At 48.9% G+C, this 17,051-nt stretch carries 16 protein-coding genes and 2 tRNA genes; 11 read left to right on the top strand and 7 right to left on the bottom strand.

Annotation, left to right across the window (positions count from 1 at the left end; genetic code table 11):
• Positions 1–73: 73 nt before the first annotated feature.
• From HNP82_RS12400 to HNP82_RS12390, 3 genes are all read right to left on the bottom strand, one after another.
• Positions 74–466: a hypothetical protein gene (locus HNP82_RS12400; RefSeq protein WP_183775250.1), complete on the bottom strand. Its 393-nt coding sequence runs from the start codon at positions 464–466 to the stop codon at positions 74–76.
• 127 nt (positions 467–593) lie between these two features.
• Positions 594–1,928, bottom strand: coding sequence for a carboxylesterase/lipase family protein (locus tag HNP82_RS12395; RefSeq protein WP_183775248.1), 1,335 nt, complete (start codon positions 1,926–1,928; stop codon positions 594–596).
• A gap of 20 nt (positions 1,929–1,948) precedes the next feature.
• Complete coding sequence (locus HNP82_RS12390) at positions 1,949–2,389, bottom strand: DUF3502 domain-containing protein (protein WP_183775246.1); 441 nt, start codon at positions 2,387–2,389, stop codon at positions 1,949–1,951.
• Positions 2,390–2,429: 40 nt separating this feature from the next.
• On the opposite strand from HNP82_RS12390, the gene HNP82_RS12385 reads away from it, so the two are divergent.
• Together HNP82_RS12385 and uidA are read left to right on the top strand one after the other, a co-directional pair.
• A complete protein-coding gene (locus tag HNP82_RS12385) occupies positions 2,430–3,170 on the top strand; it encodes an AraC family transcriptional regulator (protein WP_183775244.1) in 741 nt (246 codons plus the stop codon).
• Positions 3,171–3,298: 128 nt separating this feature from the next.
• Complete coding sequence (gene uidA / locus HNP82_RS12380) at positions 3,299–5,113, top strand: beta-glucuronidase (RefSeq protein WP_183775242.1); 1,815 nt, start codon at positions 3,299–3,301, stop codon at positions 5,111–5,113.
• An 11-nt stretch (positions 5,114–5,124) separates the two neighbouring features.
• Here the strand turns inward: uidA and HNP82_RS12375 are convergent, their stop codons facing one another.
• Positions 5,125–6,015 (bottom strand): helix-turn-helix domain-containing protein, encoded by an 891-nt coding sequence (locus tag HNP82_RS12375; protein ID WP_183775240.1) that lies wholly within the window; start codon positions 6,013–6,015, stop codon positions 5,125–5,127.
• 117 nt (positions 6,016–6,132) lie between these two features.
• On the opposite strand from HNP82_RS12375, the gene eda reads away from it, so the two are divergent.
• From eda to HNP82_RS12345, 6 genes are all read left to right on the top strand, one after another.
• The gene (eda, locus tag HNP82_RS12370; protein ID WP_183775238.1) at positions 6,133–6,774 is read left to right on the top strand and encodes a bifunctional 4-hydroxy-2-oxoglutarate aldolase/2-dehydro-3-deoxy-phosphogluconate aldolase; all 642 of its coding nucleotides are present in this window, start codon (positions 6,133–6,135) and stop codon (positions 6,772–6,774) included.
• An 11-nt stretch (positions 6,775–6,785) separates the two neighbouring features.
• Positions 6,786–7,820: a sugar kinase gene (locus HNP82_RS12365; protein ID WP_183775236.1), complete on the top strand. Its 1,035-nt coding sequence runs from the start codon at positions 6,786–6,788 to the stop codon at positions 7,818–7,820.
• Between the two features lie 16 nt (positions 7,821–7,836).
• Complete coding sequence (uxuA, locus tag HNP82_RS12360) at positions 7,837–8,916, top strand: mannonate dehydratase (protein WP_183775234.1); 1,080 nt, start codon at positions 7,837–7,839, stop codon at positions 8,914–8,916.
• A 1-nt stretch (position 8,917) separates the two neighbouring features.
• Positions 8,918–10,621, top strand: coding sequence for a mannitol dehydrogenase family protein (locus tag HNP82_RS12355; protein ID WP_183775233.1), 1,704 nt, complete (start codon positions 8,918–8,920; stop codon positions 10,619–10,621).
• Positions 10,618–12,036, top strand: a complete 1,419-nt coding sequence (gene uxaC, locus HNP82_RS12350) for a glucuronate isomerase (protein WP_183775232.1) — start codon at positions 10,618–10,620, stop codon at positions 12,034–12,036. Before HNP82_RS12355 ends, uxaC begins: the two co-directional genes overlap by 4 nt.
• A 398-nt stretch (positions 12,037–12,434) precedes the next feature.
• Positions 12,435–13,511: a M23 family metallopeptidase gene (locus HNP82_RS12345; RefSeq protein WP_243164760.1), complete on the top strand. Its 1,077-nt coding sequence runs from the start codon at positions 12,435–12,437 to the stop codon at positions 13,509–13,511.
• Here HNP82_RS12345 and HNP82_RS12340 read toward each other — a convergent pair.
• Together HNP82_RS12340 and HNP82_RS12335 are read right to left on the bottom strand one after the other, a co-directional pair.
• Positions 13,493–13,566 (bottom strand) — tRNA-Met (locus tag HNP82_RS12340). The genes HNP82_RS12345 and HNP82_RS12340 overlap by 19 nt on opposite strands.
• Positions 13,567–13,578: 12 nt before the next feature.
• Positions 13,579–13,651: transfer RNA gene (locus HNP82_RS12335), tRNA-Val, on the bottom strand.
• A gap of 229 nt (positions 13,652–13,880) precedes the next feature.
• Between HNP82_RS12335 and HNP82_RS12330 the strand changes: the two genes are divergently transcribed.
• Both HNP82_RS12330 and HNP82_RS12325 read left to right on the top strand, forming a co-directional pair.
• A complete protein-coding gene (locus tag HNP82_RS12330; protein ID WP_183775226.1) occupies positions 13,881–15,245 on the top strand; it encodes an MATE family efflux transporter in 1,365 nt (454 codons plus the stop codon).
• A gap of 33 nt (positions 15,246–15,278) precedes the next feature.
• Positions 15,279–16,421 carry a glycerate kinase family protein gene (locus HNP82_RS12325; RefSeq protein ID WP_183775224.1) on the top strand — a complete coding sequence of 381 codons (1,143 nt, stop codon included), beginning with the start codon at positions 15,279–15,281 and terminating at the stop codon, positions 16,419–16,421.
• Between the two features lie 146 nt (positions 16,422–16,567).
• Here the strand turns inward: HNP82_RS12325 and HNP82_RS12320 are convergent, their stop codons facing one another.
• Positions 16,568–16,726 carry a hypothetical protein gene (locus HNP82_RS12320; protein WP_183775222.1) on the bottom strand — a complete coding sequence of 53 codons (159 nt, stop codon included), beginning with the start codon at positions 16,724–16,726 and terminating at the stop codon, positions 16,568–16,570.
• Between the two features lie 97 nt (positions 16,727–16,823).
• Between HNP82_RS12320 and HNP82_RS12315 the strand changes: the two genes are divergently transcribed.
• Positions 16,824–17,051: a hypothetical protein gene (locus tag HNP82_RS12315; protein WP_183775220.1), complete on the top strand. Its 228-nt coding sequence runs from the start codon at positions 16,824–16,826 to the stop codon at positions 17,049–17,051.

Genomic DNA, 17,051 nt, shown 5'->3' with positions numbered 1-17,051 from the left:
CAAGCCACAAATAAAGCAGCGGACTCCAGACGCACCTACCGAAAAGGCCGCAAATAGTCTGCCGATTGGAGCATCATTTAATTTGCCGGATGACAGTCTTCATCTGCCGATACATATCAATAACCATGTCATCATCTAGCTTAGCGCGAGCTTTATCTTTTCGGACGTCCACGCCTTGCTCTTTGAGCAATTTGATGATGGTGGTCTTGCTGCATTTGTAGTCGATGCTCATCTCTTGGCCTGTTTTTCCGGAAAGGTAGTCAGCTATTATTTTTTGAACTTCTTCCGGCGAGAAAGCCATCCTATACTTCCTTTTGAGTTGCTTTACAACCGTTTTATTTTTATAATATTCGTCCTCACTATTGTCTTTTTGAGGTCTTTGTGCGATAATAGGGCAAGCGGATGTGTCGAATGCATCGATTAAGCCGCGATCTCTTTTCCTTAAGATAGCGTGGTAATTGTTCAAGTTGCATTCCGATAGTCCGACTTCTTTAAATGACAGTGAGAGCGCCGGAATCCAGAGAAGATGATGGATTCCGGCGCTCTTTTGTTGATTGTGGACACCGAAGCTTCGAGTGGAGCGGATGTGTCCTCTAAATATCCAGCATCATCTGGAAGGGATTTTGACTGGTGCATGGCAGCCATGTCGGGAGACCAGAACCATTGGGATTTCCGGTTTTAATAAAATTTGTCCAGTAGGAAACCATCTTTTCGGACAGTGCGTAGTCGTCATCGGTCATTGGGCGCCAGCATTTATTAAGAGAACCAAACATATACCACAGTTCACTGCTGTGAAAAGCTCCGGCATCATCACCGGGCAGATCATGGGTAAAGTAATATACATAAGAAGGCTGATGACCGTTTTCTTCCATAATCTGTGCCCATCGGCGGCAGGCAGCCTGGAAACGGCTGTCTTTTGCAGCAGCCTCTTCGGGCAGAACTGTCATATCGTTTTTGGTTGTGCCGATCATCACCGGGACATCGGCGAGCATCCCTTTTTCGGTCATTTCATCTATGGGAAGCGGCAGCAGTGTTTTATTTGTGACCGGTGAAAAGGCCAGACCGCCGCCGAGTTTAGCAACCTTAGCATATACTTTTTCCTGTATTTCACAGATCTGCTTTGTTGTCAGAGAACGAAGTCCTTCCAGGGATTGGACACCGGAAAATTCCACGGCATATTGTCCACGTAAAAAGCCTTCTTCAAGGGAAATATCTGAACCGAGGAGAGTAGGATACCCGGCTCCGCTTTGCATTATTGCCCGGGAGAATTTTTCTCCTGATCTGAGAATGGATAAGAGGGCGCGCACACTCATGCATCCCGCGGATTGTCCCATAATGGTAATCTGGCGGGGATCTCCGCCAAAGGCTGAAATGTTTTCATATACCCACGTCAGCGCCGCAATCTGATCAAGCAGTCCGTAGTTTCCACAGGCATCAGGGTCTTCTTTGGCCAGCCAGGGATGTGCAAGAAAGCCAAAGATACCAAGGCGATAATTAAATGTGACTAAAATGACGCCTTTTTTGGCATAGGCATCTGTCCGGAAGGTGGCTTCATGTCCGCATCCGCCCATAAAAGCGCCGCCGTGAACGTAAAAGGCTACAGGCAATGGCGCGGATCTCCTTTTTTGGGGGATTCGTATATTTAAGTAAAGACTATCCTCAGATGAGGGATTGCTGCTTTCCGGATCACTGTGAAATTCCCGGGTAAAAAGTCCGGGAGGCTCAGATGACCAGTCTTTTTGAGCGCTCTGGTTTCCATAATGATCTGCTTTTAATATGCCCTGCCAGGGATGGAGGGGCCTGGGGGCCCTCCATCTTAAATTTCCCACAGGAGCCTGTGCGTAGGGGATACCCTTAAATACCACGCAGTCCCCTTCCACAGTTCCCTGGACAAGACCATGGTTTGTTTTTATAATTTCGGATTCCATATAATTCTCCTGTCTGTTTACTATTGTGTCAGCCACTGATTCAACTGCTCTTGATATGCGGCAACAATCTTTTCTGCGCCAGAACTTTTCAGCTTGCTGATAAATTCCTTATAAACGCTTTCATCTGCCATGCCGGTACCGACCGAAGAATCATATTCATTAATGATATTTGTGACCATACTGACTTCTGTAGATACAGCACTTGTATCGCCGGCAAAGCCAAGATATGGGGAGATTGGGGCGCTTTCCATCGTTTCTTTTTCGATTTCATTAATATCAGCCGGGGCGCCTTCCCAGGGGGTAACGATAAATTTATTTACGGCCAGATAATCGGCGCTGTGATAAGCGGGATTTTCGTTTCCTTCGATATAGTGAGCAATACCTTCGTCATCGGTTTCGTAGTCTACCCCTTCAATGCCCCAGGTCATCAGATTGGCAATTTGCGGGTCTGTAAACATCATCTCAAGGAAGGTTACGGCGGCTTCTGGGGCTTATGATCATTTGCAGGAAGGTGTTTACCGGGCTGCGGGGCCGGGGTATTACCGATGGTTTTTCTGCACTCAGGGAACAGGGGAGCTTATTGTTAATCATCAGCTTCAGGTGATCCGGCAGGGTATGGGATTTTTGCTCCAGCCGGAGGAGGCACATGGCTATTACGGGACAAGTCCGGACTGGATCGTCCATATGATCGCCTTTAACGGCAGCTTATGCGGAGGGTTGCTGACACAACTGGGGCTTACAGAGTCCGGTTCCTATTATTTTACGGAGATACATCTGTTTGAGCGATTTATTTCAAAAATAGCAGAAATAGAAAACTCGGATCATTTGGAAAAAGGCGTCCTTTTGTCAGAAATCTGTTACAGTTTTCTTCTTGAAATCGCCCGCTGTGTTACAAAGACACATTTGAATCCAGTCTCAGAAAAAAATATGCTGGTGATTAAGATCACCGAATTTTTAGAGGAACACTTTGCCCTGCCGGTTTCCCTTGACGAACTGGCCCTTCTGGTCAATTTGTCAAAGGATTATATGTGCGCTCTGTTTAAAAAGGCTACCGGACAGACGATTATAGATTATCTTACGGACCTTCGTCTGGAGCATGCCTGTCAGATGCTCAGGCAGTATCCGGAAAGGACGGCTGCACAGGTGGGGCGGATGTGTGGTTTTGCAAGCCCAAGTTATTTTGGAAAGGTATTTAAAAAATACCGCGGGATGACGCCCAATGATTACCGCAGGAAGAAATAATGACCGATGGTATTTTTAATATGACAGACCGCAAGAATTGCAATATTTTACTCTGATTTTGCAATGGCTGCGGTCTGTTTTTTATGGGATAATAAGGCCAGGATATAAATCACAAGGGGGAATTTTAAATGTTGTTTCCAGTATTAACAGAATCAAGATGTGTCATAGATCTAAGCGGAACATGGAATTTTAAGGCCGACGCCTGCGGCGTGGGATTTAAAGAGATGTGGTATGCCTCCAGGCTCAGAGACGCCCGGACAATGCCTGTACCGGCCGCTTACAATGATATGAAGGAAGATGCAGCCCTGCGGGAGCATTACGGATGGGTTTTTTATCAGAGAAACGTTTCTGTGCCGGCCGCTTTAAAAAGTCAGAGGGTTGTGCTGCGCATGGAGGCAGTGGCGCACAAGGCACGGGTCTATTTCAACGGAAGGTTGCTGTGTGAGCATAAAGGCGGTTTTCTTCCCTTTGAGACAGAGCTTGGCGAAGTTTTAAAGCCCGGTGAAAATCTTCTGACCATCGCTGTGGATAACCGGATCGACCGCACGACCTTGCCGGTGGGCGGTGACTGTCCCTTTGGCACCTCAGAGCCGGTAAAAGATCAGAAACAAAATTATCCCCGGTTTGACTTTTTCAATTATGCCGGGATCATTCGCCCGGTGAAAATTTATACAACGCCGAAAGATTATATTTGTGATGTGACGCTTGTGCCGTCGGTGATACGGGACAAGGACCTGGTGCGGGCATCTGTGGATTATTGTGTAAAGCTGTCCGATCTGACTATAGATGTGGACGTGGAAGTTTATGACGCCGATGGAAAGCGGGTAGGCTGCGGTCATGGCTTAAAGGGACAGATTGACATTGAAAATCCCCATTTGTGGAATCCCGGCGACGGCTATATGTATCAGGCGCGGATTACAGCCGGTGAGGACGTTTATGTACAGCCCTTTGGCATTCGTTCGGTCCGGGTGGACGGCGGCCGCTTTTTGATCAACGAAAAACCCTTTTATTTTAAAGGCTACGGCAAACATGAGGATACATTTCCCGCAGGTCGGGGTTTTAATCCGGTAATGAATGCCAAGGACATCAGTCTGATGCAATGGCAGGGAGCTAACAGCTTCCGGACGAGTCACTATCCATACAGTGAGGAAATGATGCGTCTGTGTGACCGGGAAGGCATCGTCGTTATTGATGAGACGCCGGCCGTGGGGGTAAGCCTGAAATTTGGCGGAGGCATTTCGCCTTTTTGCAAGGATAAGGTGACCTATAAGCCCTTTGAAGATGGCGGCATCGGGACATTTGAGCATCACCGGGAGGTGATCCGGGATCTGATTGACAGAGACAAAAATCATCCCTGTGTGGTTATGTGGAGTCTGGCCAATGAGCCGGATTCTGACAGCCCTGGCGCGTACGAATACTTTAAGCCGCTGTTCGATCTGGCCCGCGCCTGTGACCCGCAGAAACGTCCGTGTACGATCGTGTGTATGAAGGGGGCCTATTGGAAAGAAGATGTAACGATCCGTTTATCGGATGTGATCTGCCTCAACCGCTATTATGGCTGGTATGATTTCGGCGGGGAACTTGAGACCGCTAAAGAAGAACTGAAGAAGGAAATGGACTGGTGGGATGCTCTGGGAAAACCGGTGATGATGACCGAATACGGAGCGGACACTGTGGAGGGGTTAAGAGATACGCTGCCGGTAATGTTTACCGAAGAATATCAGGTTGCTTATTATAAAATGAATCACCAGGTTTTTGACACGCTGAAAAATTTTGTCGGCGAGCAGGCGTGGAACTTTGCGGACTTTGCCACCTGTCAGGGAACCGGTCGGGTCCAGGGGAACAAAAAGGGAATATTTACCCGTGACCGCCGTCCCAAGATGATCGCCCATTATCTTAAGGAGCGGTGGGAAAATATTCCGGATTTCGGTTATAAGGGCTAAAGCGCGGGCCCTTATTCCATTGGCTTTTGAGGCGCATTGTCCTGATAAAGGCGCTTTCGGTATTCCTGGGGCGAGATGCCGTATTCTTTTTTAAAATAGCGAAAAAAAGAAGAATAGCTGGTAAAGCCAAAGCCGGATGCGATCGCTTCCAGGGCGGTATGGGTGACCATGGCATTTTTGCATCCTTCCAGCCGCTTTTTTAAAATATACTGATGGATGGAGATTCCCATCGTTTCCTTAAAGATGTGGGAAATATAGTATTTGTTACGGTAAAATACCTGGGAAAGCCGTTCGAGGCTGACGGCCTCGCTAAGGTGTTCGTCAATGTAAGTGCAGATGCGGCTGCACAGTGATCCGGAGTCTGAATGAGTGGACAGCTCCCGGATGTAAATAAAACGGCTGAGCCCGAGAAGGAGCTGCTCAAGGAGCAGACGGCAGGCCGCCTCTTTGCCAAAGCGGCTGTCATGGGTTTCGCGGATCAGACTAAAGATCGCTGCCTGAAGATCATTGAAGCGGGGCTGGCTCATAGAAAGCAAAGGCGAGGAAAGTTTGTCACAGCGGTCAAATAAATATCGGAAAACATCTGTATGGGACAGCCTCTTTTGATAATAATCCTTCCGTATCCACAGAACAAAACGCCGATAGGGCGTAAGGGGGTCGAGAAGGGAAGGACAGTGGACAGTACCTGGCGGGATCATAATAATATCTCCAGGTACAACGTTATAGGACCGTTCCTGGATGGAAATAGAAACCTTTCCCTCAAGGAAAAAATAAAATTCGTAAAAACTGTGGCTGTGGGGCGCAACACCCTGATCGGGAAAGTCTTTATAATAATAGATTTCAAAAGCGTCATCAAGCATATACTGGCGATTTAAAAATTTTGTGCTGTCGTTTTGTTTCACAGGCGGTTCATCTCCGGTTTATTTGATAAATTGGGCGCTGTGGCCAATGATTTAATCTGAGGGTAGCACAAAGAGCGGTGACAGGTCAAGTTATTTATTCAAGACAAAAGGAGGATAATGATGGAGCGGATTCAGGAAATATTTCGGAAAGCCAGAGTAGTCCCGGTCATCTCACCGGAAGGACAGGCAGATGCCCGAAAACTCGGGCAGGCTTTGATTGATGGCGGAATGCTTTGCGCGGAAGTGACCTTCCGCAGTCAAACGGCGCCGGAGTGCTTAAGCGTACTCACCGGGAACTTTCCCGGCCTGTGCAGCGGCGCGGGAACCATTTTAAATGTCGAACAGGCCAGGCTGGCAAAAAGCTGCGGTGCCAGGTTTGTAGTTACGCCGGCGTTTAATGCCCGGGTGGTGGACTATTGTCTGGAACAGGAGCTGCCGGTGATCCCGGGGATATGCACGCCTTACGAGGTTGAACTTGCCCTGAGAAAAGGACTTGATTTTTTAAAGTTTTTCCCGGCCCAAGTTGGCGGTACGGCAATGCTTAAAGCGCTTTCGGGACCCTATAGGTTTGTAACTTTCATGCCAACCGGCGGCATTACCGTGGATAACCTTAACTCGTACCTTGCCCTGGAAAATGTTGCCGCCTGCGGCGCCAGCTGGCTGGCTCCCTCAAAGCTCATAGAGGCCGGTGACTTTGATGCGATCACTGCACGGTGCCGTCAGACATTGGAAACATCAGAAAAAATTCATATGGAATAGGGGGAGATGACATGGAGTATGATCTGATCACTATGGGTGAAATGCTGATGCGTCTGAGTCCGCCGGTATTTAAGCATCCGGCGCAAAGTGGGGTATTTGAATATTTTTTTGGCGGTGCGGAGATGAATGTCGCCGCCGCCGCTGCCCAGCTCGGACGAAAGACGGCCTTTCTGACAAAACTGCCCGGGCATATGCTTGGACAGCTTGCCCGGCGCGCCTTAAAGACTGCGGGGATCGGGGAGCGCTATGTTTTAGATGACTGTGAAAAAAACAGCCGGCTGGGTCTTTACTATTATGTCCCCGCGGATTTTCCGTCAGTGCCTCAGGTTGTTTATGATCGCGAATGTACCTCAATGCGGACAATGACTTTGGGGGAACTGGAACCGGATATTTTTTCGGATGCCTCATGCTTTCATGTTTCAGGAATTACACTTGGGCTTGGCGGAAGCTGTGGGGAGACCGCGATTGAGGCAATCAAAAATTTTAAAGCTGCCGGGGCACTGATCTCTTTTGATGTGAATTACCGGATGAATCTCTGGAGCGGCGAGGAGGCGCGGCGCTGCATCGAGACCATCCTCCCCATGGTGGACATTTTTTTCTGCTCTGAGGATACGATGCGGCTGACATTTAAAAAAGAGGGATGCCTTAAGGAGATGATGGCTTCTTTCGCAGATGCGTATCCGATGAAAGCAGTCGTTTCCACTCAAAGAATTGTTCATCGTCCGTCCTGCCATTCCTTTGGATCAACTGTGTTGGACTGCCATACGGGCCGCTTTTATGAAGATGCCGGCTATGAGCGGATTGAAATTACGGATCGTATAGGCAGCGGGGACGCCTATGTCGGCGGATTTTTGTCCGGTATTCTTCAGGAAGGCGTAAGGGATAACATACTGTCCCAAACTTTGAAGAAGGCTATGGATATTGGAAATGCGTGCGCCGCATTGAAGATGACGCAGCGGGGAGATATGATTGTTGCCGGACCGGAGGAGATTGAGGATATTATACAGCGCCATTATGAGGGATGCTCTTATGAAATGAAGCGCTGAGATGGGAGGAATAATATTGAAAATGACATTGCGCTGGTTTGGCAGCGGTTACGATACAGTAACATTAGAACAGATCCGGCAGATCCCCGGTGTGCATGGGGTGATCACAACATTGTACGGTACGGCGCCCGGTGAAGTGTGGAATCGGGACGATGTGCTTTCGCTGAAAGCACAGGTGGAGGCAGCCGGACTTTGTGTGGATGGCGTGGAGAGTGTTAACGTTCATGACGCGATTAAAGCGGGGCTTCCCGAGAGGGATATGTATATCGACCATTATATTAAAACACTTGAAATTTTGGGGGAGGCGGATATCCATCTTGTATGCTACAACTTTATGCCGGTATTCGACTGGACACGCACGGAACTGGCAAGAAAGCGTCCCGACGGCTCCACGGTGCTGGCCTATACTCAGACGGCAGTCGATCGTCTGAATCCCGAAAAAATGTTTGGATCGATCGCCAATGATATGAACGGGGCGGTCATGCCCGGGTGGGAACCGGAACGTATGGCCCGCATTCAAAGTCTTTTTGAAATTTACAGGGATGTGGACGAGGAAAAGCTTTTTGAAAATCTTGTGTATTTTCTTGAGGCAATCATGCCGGTGTGCGATCGCTACGGCATTTATATGGCGATCCATCCCGATGATCCTGCCTGGAGTGTTTTCGGGCTTCCGAGGATTATCACGAACAAGAAAAATATTCAAAGGCTTATGAAGACCGTGGATAATGTCCATAATGGGGTGACTTTTTGTTCCGGTTCCCTTGGCACGAACCCGGAGAATGATCTGCCGGATATAATACGCAGCCTGAAGGGGAGAATCCATTTTGCCCATGTGCGTAATCTTAAATTTATCGCTCCCGGAAATTTTGAGGAAGCGGCGCATTTGTCCGCCGACGGGAGTTTTGATATGTATGCGATCATGAAGGCGCTCTATGAGATTGGATTTGCCGGCCCGATTCGCCCGGATCATGGGCGGATGATCTGGGGCGAAAAGGCAATGCCCGGTTATGGGCTTTACGACCGGGCACTGGGCGCTGCTTATCTTAACGGGCTCTGGGAAGCCATCGCTAAAAGCCATAAAACAGTGGAGGTGTGATATGCGTATTGACAGCAGCATTTACAAAGAGCCAAAGCTTTGGGAAGCCAAAGGCTGGCATGTTCCCGCATTTGATCTTTTAGCCGTCCGAAAAAAGACTCGGGAAAATCCGGTGTGGGTACATTTTGGCGGCGGAAATATTTTTCGGGCGCTGATTGGACGGGCGGCGTCCGGCCTTCTGGAGCGGGGACTGATGGATCGCGGGCTGATTGTGACGGAAAGCTATGACGCGACGCTGATCGATGAAATTTATATCAAGCATGATCTGTTGAGCCTGGCTGTTATGGTGGATGGCAGCGGTACTATAGAAAAAAGTGTTGTCAGCAGTATTGGGGAGGCGCTTCACGCCGCAGGCGCGTGGCCGGAGGATATGAAGCGCCTGAAAACGATTTTTTCGGCGCCTTCCCTTCAGATGGTCAGTTTTACTATTACAGAAAAAGGCTACACGATTGCTGACAGCAGCGGGGAAGTGCTTTTGCCGATTCGCAAAGATATTGAAAATGGTCCGAATAAGGCAGCGTCAATATTGGGGATCGTATCGGCTCTTTTGCTGGAGCGTTATAACAGAGGTCGGTGGCCCATTGCCCTGGTGAGTATGGATAATTGTTCATCCAACGGCGCGCTGTTATGGCGGGGGATCCACATGATCGCAAAGGGATGGGAAGAACAGGGATGGGCCCCGAAAGGTTTTTGCGGCTATGTAGATGATCCGGATCAGGTGGCTTTCCCGTGGACGATGATCGACAAGATTACCCCCAGGCCATCGCAGAAAGTCACAGAACTGCTTGAGGCCGATGATATTGAGGATTTAGTGACTGTGGATACAAAGAAGCATACCTTTGCGTCGGCCTTCGTTAATAGTGAAGCCTTTGAGTGCCTGGTGATTGAGGATCGTTTTCCCGGCGGGCGGCCGCCTCTAGAGCAGGCCGGCTTTATCATGACCGACCGGGATCATGTGGAGCGGTCTGAGCGGATGAAAGTCTGTACCTGCCTGAATCCCCTTCACACGATGCTGGCTGTGTTTGGCTGCCTTTTGGGGAAGAAGACCATTGCCGAGGCTGTGGCGGATCCGGTACTTGGTGAGCTGACAAAACATCTGGGATATGACGAAGGACTTCCGGTTGTCACCGATCCTGAGGTGATCTCCCCCAGGGCGTTTCTGGATGATGTGATTGAAAATCGGCTGCCTAATCCATTTATTCTGGACACGCCTGAAAGGATTGTCACAGATACCTCTATGAAAATTTCGGTTCGGTTCGGACAGACCATAAAGGCATGGCAGGAGCGGAATATGGATACCGGCCGGCTGAAAGTCATACCTCTTGTTCTGGCCGGTTGGCTCCGCTATCTGACTGGAACAAACGACTGCGGCGAACCTGTAAAACTCAGTCCGGACCCGAGACTTTCCCAACTTTGTCCTGTGGTGGAAGCCGCAGCAAAGGCGATTGTGAAAGAGACTGCGACTACAGAGGTTCCAAATTCATCCAAAATGGCAGAAAATAATACAGGAACGCAGGGGATGAAAGCCGCGGGAGAGGTCCTTGAGCCTTTGTTAAGGGATGAGAGTATCTGGGGGTGTGATCTGTACCGCGCCGGTCTGGTGCCTGAGATTTTGAGATACTTTGGCAGTATGCTTGCAGGACCCGGGGCTGTGTATAAAACTTTGAAGTCTGTTTTGGAGCAGGAGGCGGAGAAATTGCAATGAAGCCGTTTATGACAGAAAATTTTTTGCTGGACACTTCCCAGGCAAAAACGCTTTACGCCATGGGCGCTGGTAATATGCCGATCATTGATTTCCATAACCATCTCAGCGGGAAAGAACTTTATGAGAACAGACCTTATGAAAATCTCACGCAGGTATGGCTTGGCCATGACCATTATAAATGGCGCCTTCTGCGCAGCTGCGGTGTTGATGAGAAATATGTGACCGGGGATGCAGGAGATAAAGAAAAATATGATCGTTGGGCGGAGACGGTAAGCCGGGCCTACGGGAATCCCCTGTATCATTGGACCCATCTGGAGTTGTGGCGTTATTTTGGTATTGATGAGCCTCTGACGGTAGAAAGTAAAGACCGGATATGGGGGCGCTGCTGTCATATGCTGAAAGCGATGCCGCCAAGGACGCTGGTGGAAGGGCAGAATGTCAAAATCTTGTGTACAACCAATGATCCGGCGGAAGATTTAAAATACCATAAACTTCTTTCCGGCTGGAAAGTGCAGGTACTTCCCACCTTCCGGCCGGACCGGGCGCTGAATATTCAAAAAGAAGATTTTCCGAACTACATTCAGAATCTGATGGAAGCTGCCGGAAAAGCATCTTCTGAGAAAAAGGCGCCGGCCATCAAAGATATCTTGGATGCTTTAGAGTGCCGGCTGGATGATTTTGTACGTCTGGGATGCAGGCTTAGCGACCACAGCCTTGAGGTGGGCGTTTTTGCTTCGTGCAGCCATAAAGAAGCCGATGCGATCCTGTCCAAACGGCTGAAGCAGGGATCAGTGTCTGTGCTGGAGCATGTGAAATACCAGACTTTTATGCTTCTTAGTCTGGCAGGAATGTTTAAAAAACGCAAAATGACCATGCAGCTTCACATTGGTGCCCTGAGAAACATATCTGCCTCCGGTTTTTTGTCGCTGGGCGCTGACGCCGGCCTCGATGCCGTCAGCGACCGCGCATTTGCTAGTGAACTGGCAGAACTTTTGGACGCCATGGAAAAAGGCGCGGGATTGCCGAGAACGATTATTTACCCGCTAAACCCCGGGGCATGGACGATGGCGGCAGCCATGGCCCCGTGCTTTTGCCGCGGCAAAACCATGGCGGCTCATGTTCAGATGGGGGCAGCGTGGTGGTTTAATGACCATGAGGCAGGGATAACACGGCAGCTTGAGGAATATGCCTGCAGCGCCAGTCTGGAAAACTTTGTCGGGATGGTTACAGATTCCCGGAGTCTGTTGTCATTTCCGAGACATGAATATTTTCGCAGAGTTTTGTGCCGGCTGCTGGGAAGGTGGATGAATACCGGGAAAATTCCGGAAGATTACAAAACCAGTCAAAAGATTGTGGAGGCGGTATGTTACAAAAATGCGGAAAATATGCTGAAAAATGAAAAACAGGAGGACTAAACTGTCTGAACATATTTTCTTTTAAAAAGCGGCGCCGGACTGTGCATTTTGTGTAAAACATTTTTTGAAAAAAACAAGATGCACAATTACAGACCGGATTTTTTTGGATGTTTGTCAACACTTTCAGACAGAAGTCTGTATAATAAAGACCATAAACAAACCTCCCCAATACATAAATTGTTTTGTTTATAGTTTTTTTGGTAACCCCCTATAAAAACAAAATACCTTCTCCTTTAGAAAAGGCAGCCCGTAAAGGCTGCCTTTTCGCATGTCTGTTTTTTAATAGGCATACAATGATCTATGAATAAAAGTTGGAGGTTCCAATGCAGGGGCTGAAATGTTTAATATTGGAGGGCATATGTCTGGCAGCCGTTTTTCTTGGGTGCAGTTTTTTGGGGATGAGCGGAAAGGAGCCCGATCACCTGGGAACTATTGCAGAGGTTGAGGCGGGTCAGACACAGGAAGAAGGAGACAAAGACTATATCCGGTGGGTAGATTTTAACGTGACATCCCAGGCCATGGAGGATGCCTGCCAGTGGGACATAAGTACATACGGCAGGGACATCCATTTAAACTGGATAGAGCTGTTAGCCTGTCTTGGCGCCAGATATGGCGGGGATTTTAAATCTTACCGCTCTGAGGATATGGAAAATCTGGCGGAAAAACTGACGGAGGGAACGGATACCATAGCGTCGGTGACAGCCAATCTTCAATATTATGACTATTATCTGGAGGCCTACGAAGCGGTGCTGGGCGGCCTTGTAGGCCTGTATGAGAGGGAGGTGGCAGATGACGCCGGCCAAAAATCCTGGGAGAAGGTTTATGGACTGAAAGCCTGCAGCCCTATCGCGGCCGGTTTTGAGTATTCAGATTATGATGATTTTGGGGTGAGCAGAACGTACGGCTATGAACGTCGCCACCTGGGGCATGATATGATGGGACTGGTGGGAACGCCGGTGATTGCCGTGGAGTCCGGTTATGTCTCGGCCCTTGGCTGGAACCAGTACGGGGGCTGGAGGATCGGTATCAGCAGTTTTGACGGGAAACGCTATTATTATTATGCCCATCTGCGCCAAAACCGTCCCTATGCCCAGGGGCTTGAAGTGGGGGATGTTGTGCTGGCCGGGGATGTGATCGGATATATGGGGCGAACCGGCTACAGTAAAGAAGAAAATGTCAATAATATCAAAGTGAACCATCTTCATTTTGGGCTTCAGCTGATTTTTGACGAATCGCAGAGGGAAGGGGCGAATGAAATCTGGATCGACGTCTATCCGATAGTGAAATTTCTGGAGAAGAAGCGCTCTCAGGTACAGAGAAATGACGAGACAAAAGAGTGGAGCCGGACATTGCTGATCCGGGATCCGGAAGCTGAAAGATATATTCGGGAACAGGGCGGTGATGGGGGATTGCCGGATAAAAATGAAAAAGCCGCCGGAATACACGGCGGCCTGCGTAGCGGAAATTGGATTTGAACCAACGACACCACGGGTATGAACCGTGTGCTCTAGCCAACTGAGCTATTCCGCCACAGGTGATAAATGGGGCCTACAGGGCTCGAACCTGTGACCCTCTGCTTGTAAGGCAGATGCTCTCCCAGCTGAGCTAAGACCCCAAATCAGAACGCTTTGATTAAGCGTAGGTTTATAATACCTTAAATTGTGTTAATTGTCAAGAATATTTTAAAATTTTTTTCACATGGCTGCCGGGAGATCGAAATCAGACAGAGGCTTAGCGCCTTTCTCAGAGACAGGTGTTTCATGATCTGAAAGTCCCTTGCCTTGCCGCCCAAAAAAGGTTAAGATAGGAGAGTAAAATAAAAAATACAGGGGGAGAAGGTTTAAATGACAGCACAACAAAAAGGTGTCAGACAGACGAGTTTGACAGAGGGGAGTGTCGTTAAGGGTTTTTTGACGTTTATGATCCCTATCATCATTGGAAACATTTTTACACAGATCTACAATATGGCCGATTCTGTAATCGTGGGACAGTTTTTGGGCGGTGAGGCGCTGGCTGCCGTGGGAGCCAGCTTTTCGCTGAATATGATGATCAATTCATTTCTTATATCTGTAGGCGCGGGGGCGACAGTGGTTGTCTCCCAGTATTACGGTGCCCGGCAGCAGGATAAGCTGGATAAAACTGTAAATACAGCGCTGATCCTGGCAGGGTGTGTAGCTGTGGTTATTACAGTCATCTGGCTGATTTTAGCCCGGCCCCTCCTTACAGTGATGAACACGCCGGAGAATATATTTGATGATGCCCTGGCTTATTTTTATATTATCATTCTTGGCACCATCGGTCATCTGTATTATCAGATGACAAGCGCTATTTTAAGGGGAATGGGGGATTCCGTATGGCCTCTTGGTCTTCTGATCTTTTGCAGTATCTTAAATATTATTTTGGATCTGCTTTTTGTAGCGGTGTTTCACTGGGGTGTGGAAGGAGCCGCGTGGGCGACAATCCTCTCTCAGTTGATCTCAGGGATCGCGGTGGTTTTGAGGCTGTGCGGTAAACGATACAATATTACAGTGCGGCCGGGGACGCTTAGGATTGATAAAGAGCTGGCTGTAACAATTCTTGCCATTGGCGTTCCCGCCGGGATGCAGCAGCTAGTTACTTCGGCGGGCAGTTCTGTGGTGCAGGTGGTAACTAACAGTTTCGGCAGTGACGTTGTGGCGGCCAACAGTACCATCATTAAGGTGGACGGCTTTATTATACTGCCTCTTATGGCTATCAGTACAGCCATCACTACATATGTGGGACAAAATATAGGGGCGGGCAAACATGACCGACTAAAACAGGGTATACATTTGAGCATGTGGCTGTCTGCCGGGATTGCTATTGTCCTTGGACTTATTCTTGTGGTGATCGCTCCTTTCGCAGTACGGATTTTCACCAATGAAAGTGCGATCATTGAGATCGGGGCGACAGGGCTGCGCACTCTGGGATTTTTTTATACATTTATTGCCCTGAGCAATTGTATCACAGGAATTGTCCGAGGGGCCGGAGCGTCCAGTGTTCCCATGTTTTCTGCGTTTTTAAATATCGGGGTACGGATTTTGTTTGCCTGGATACTTGCCTATGGCATGAATGATTACAGGGGATTGTATTATGCCATGATTTTGGGAAATTTCTGTAATATGGCGCTGCTGATCCTTTATTATAAGTTTGGTCACTGGCGGGAAGCGTCTGTCGTAAAAAATACATGATCAATGAAAGTTCTTTGGAAAAGAGGCGATGGTGTGAAAGTTGTTGTAGCCATGGATTCTTTTAAAGGAAGTCTATCTTCCTGGGATGCAGGAATGGCAGTGGCAAAAGGTATTAAAAAAGCGGTAAAAGACGTTAAGGTGGAAATATGTCCGGTGGCTGATGGCGGTGAGGGAACTGTGGAAGCGCTGACCCAAGGAATGGGCGGCATTTTCCGCACAATTAAAGTCACGGGGCCCACGGGGCGTCCTGTAGAGGCTTCCTATGGGCTTCTTCAAGATGGCAAAACGGCGGTGATAGAAATGTCTGCGGCGGCGGGGCTGACCCTGGTGCCAGAAGAAGAGAGGAATCCAATGAAGGCTACCACTTACGGTGTGGGAGAAATGATCAGGGATGCCATTAATTTGGGACGGCGCCGGTTTATTGTGGGTCTTGGCGGCAGTGCGACCAATGACGGCGGCACAGGGATGCTCACGGCGCTGGGCTATAAATTTCTTGATAACCATGGGAATCCCATTGGCCCTGGTGCCGCAGGGCTTGAGTCCCTGGCTTTGATCGAGACCGGCTATGTCATGTCCCAACTGAAAAATTGCGATTTCCTTGTGGCGTGTGATGTGACAAATCCTCTGTGCGGTCCACAAGGGTGCAGCGCCATTTATGGCCCTCAAAAAGGCGCTGACCCCGAAATGATCCGGCAGATGGACCGGTTTCTCGCCCATTACGGAGCTGTGACAGAGGAGACATTTGGCTGTGCCGGTCCTGATACACCGGGGGCAGGAGCTGCCGGTGGTATGGGCTTCGCTTTCCTGGCCTATGTTAATGGACGGCTGCGTCCGGGAACGGAAATTGTCTTTGAACAGACTGGGTTGGAAGAATGTCTTGAAGACGCGGATATTGTTGTTACCGGGGAGGGGCGTCTGGATGGCCAAACCGCGATGGGGAAAACCCCGATGGGGGTGGCGTCCCTGGCTAAAAAGCATGGGATTGTGGTCATTGCACTGGCAGGCAGTGTCACTGAGGATGCCTGGAAGTGCAATGACCAGGGAATTGACGCTTTTTTTCCAATCCTGCGCAGAATCACTACCTTATCACAGGCAATGGAACCGGAGACCGCCAGACAGAATCTGGAAGAGACTGCGGAGCAGATTTTTCTGTTCTGGAAAGCTCTTCGTTTATGATTCAAGACCCGCTCATGGGTCTTGGCGCGGGATTCGGGTCAGCTTCAGCCGACATAATTCTTATCCAAAACCCTGCCCTCTAGGCGGCCTGCAACCGGCTCAGGGGGTGAACCGATCTGTGTCGCTTTTATCCCGTTTTGCAAAGATCAGCAGTCGCAATTATTTGTATGGCAGCCACAGTTTGGCATATAGCCGCTGGACTGGCAGCCGCAGCCGCTGCGGGAGGAACGGGAATTTGAGCAGCCACAGCCGTTATTGCCGCCGCACAGAAGCAGTAAAAGAATAATCCAACAACAATTTGACATTGATTATCACTCCTTTCCTTAATATAGTATGAATGAAGTCTTTAAGTGTGACATATATTACTATGAAAGCTCTGGATGGCGGAAAGGGGAGATTTTTATGGAGAATTTTTTGCTGAGGCTGAAAGAAGATATGACGCAATATGAAGAGAAAAATCACAGTTCTCCCGATTATGTGATCATGGGCTGGGATTTGGTATATGAGGTACGTCATATGAAAGATGTCTATAAATGTACATTAAGCCGTGAGTACGTCTTTGGGATTCCTGTTCTGGAGACAAATATCAGTGGTGTGCTGGCACTGGGGATCCGGTGCAGGCAACAGTAG

Origin of the sequence: Catenibacillus scindens (assembly GCF_014202115.1) — a bacterium.
Classification (GTDB): Bacteria; Bacillota; Clostridia; order Lachnospirales; family Lachnospiraceae; genus Catenibacillus; species Catenibacillus scindens.
The sequence above is the reverse complement of the archived record's forward strand: the minus strand, read 5'-3'. Positions and strand labels throughout refer to the sequence as shown.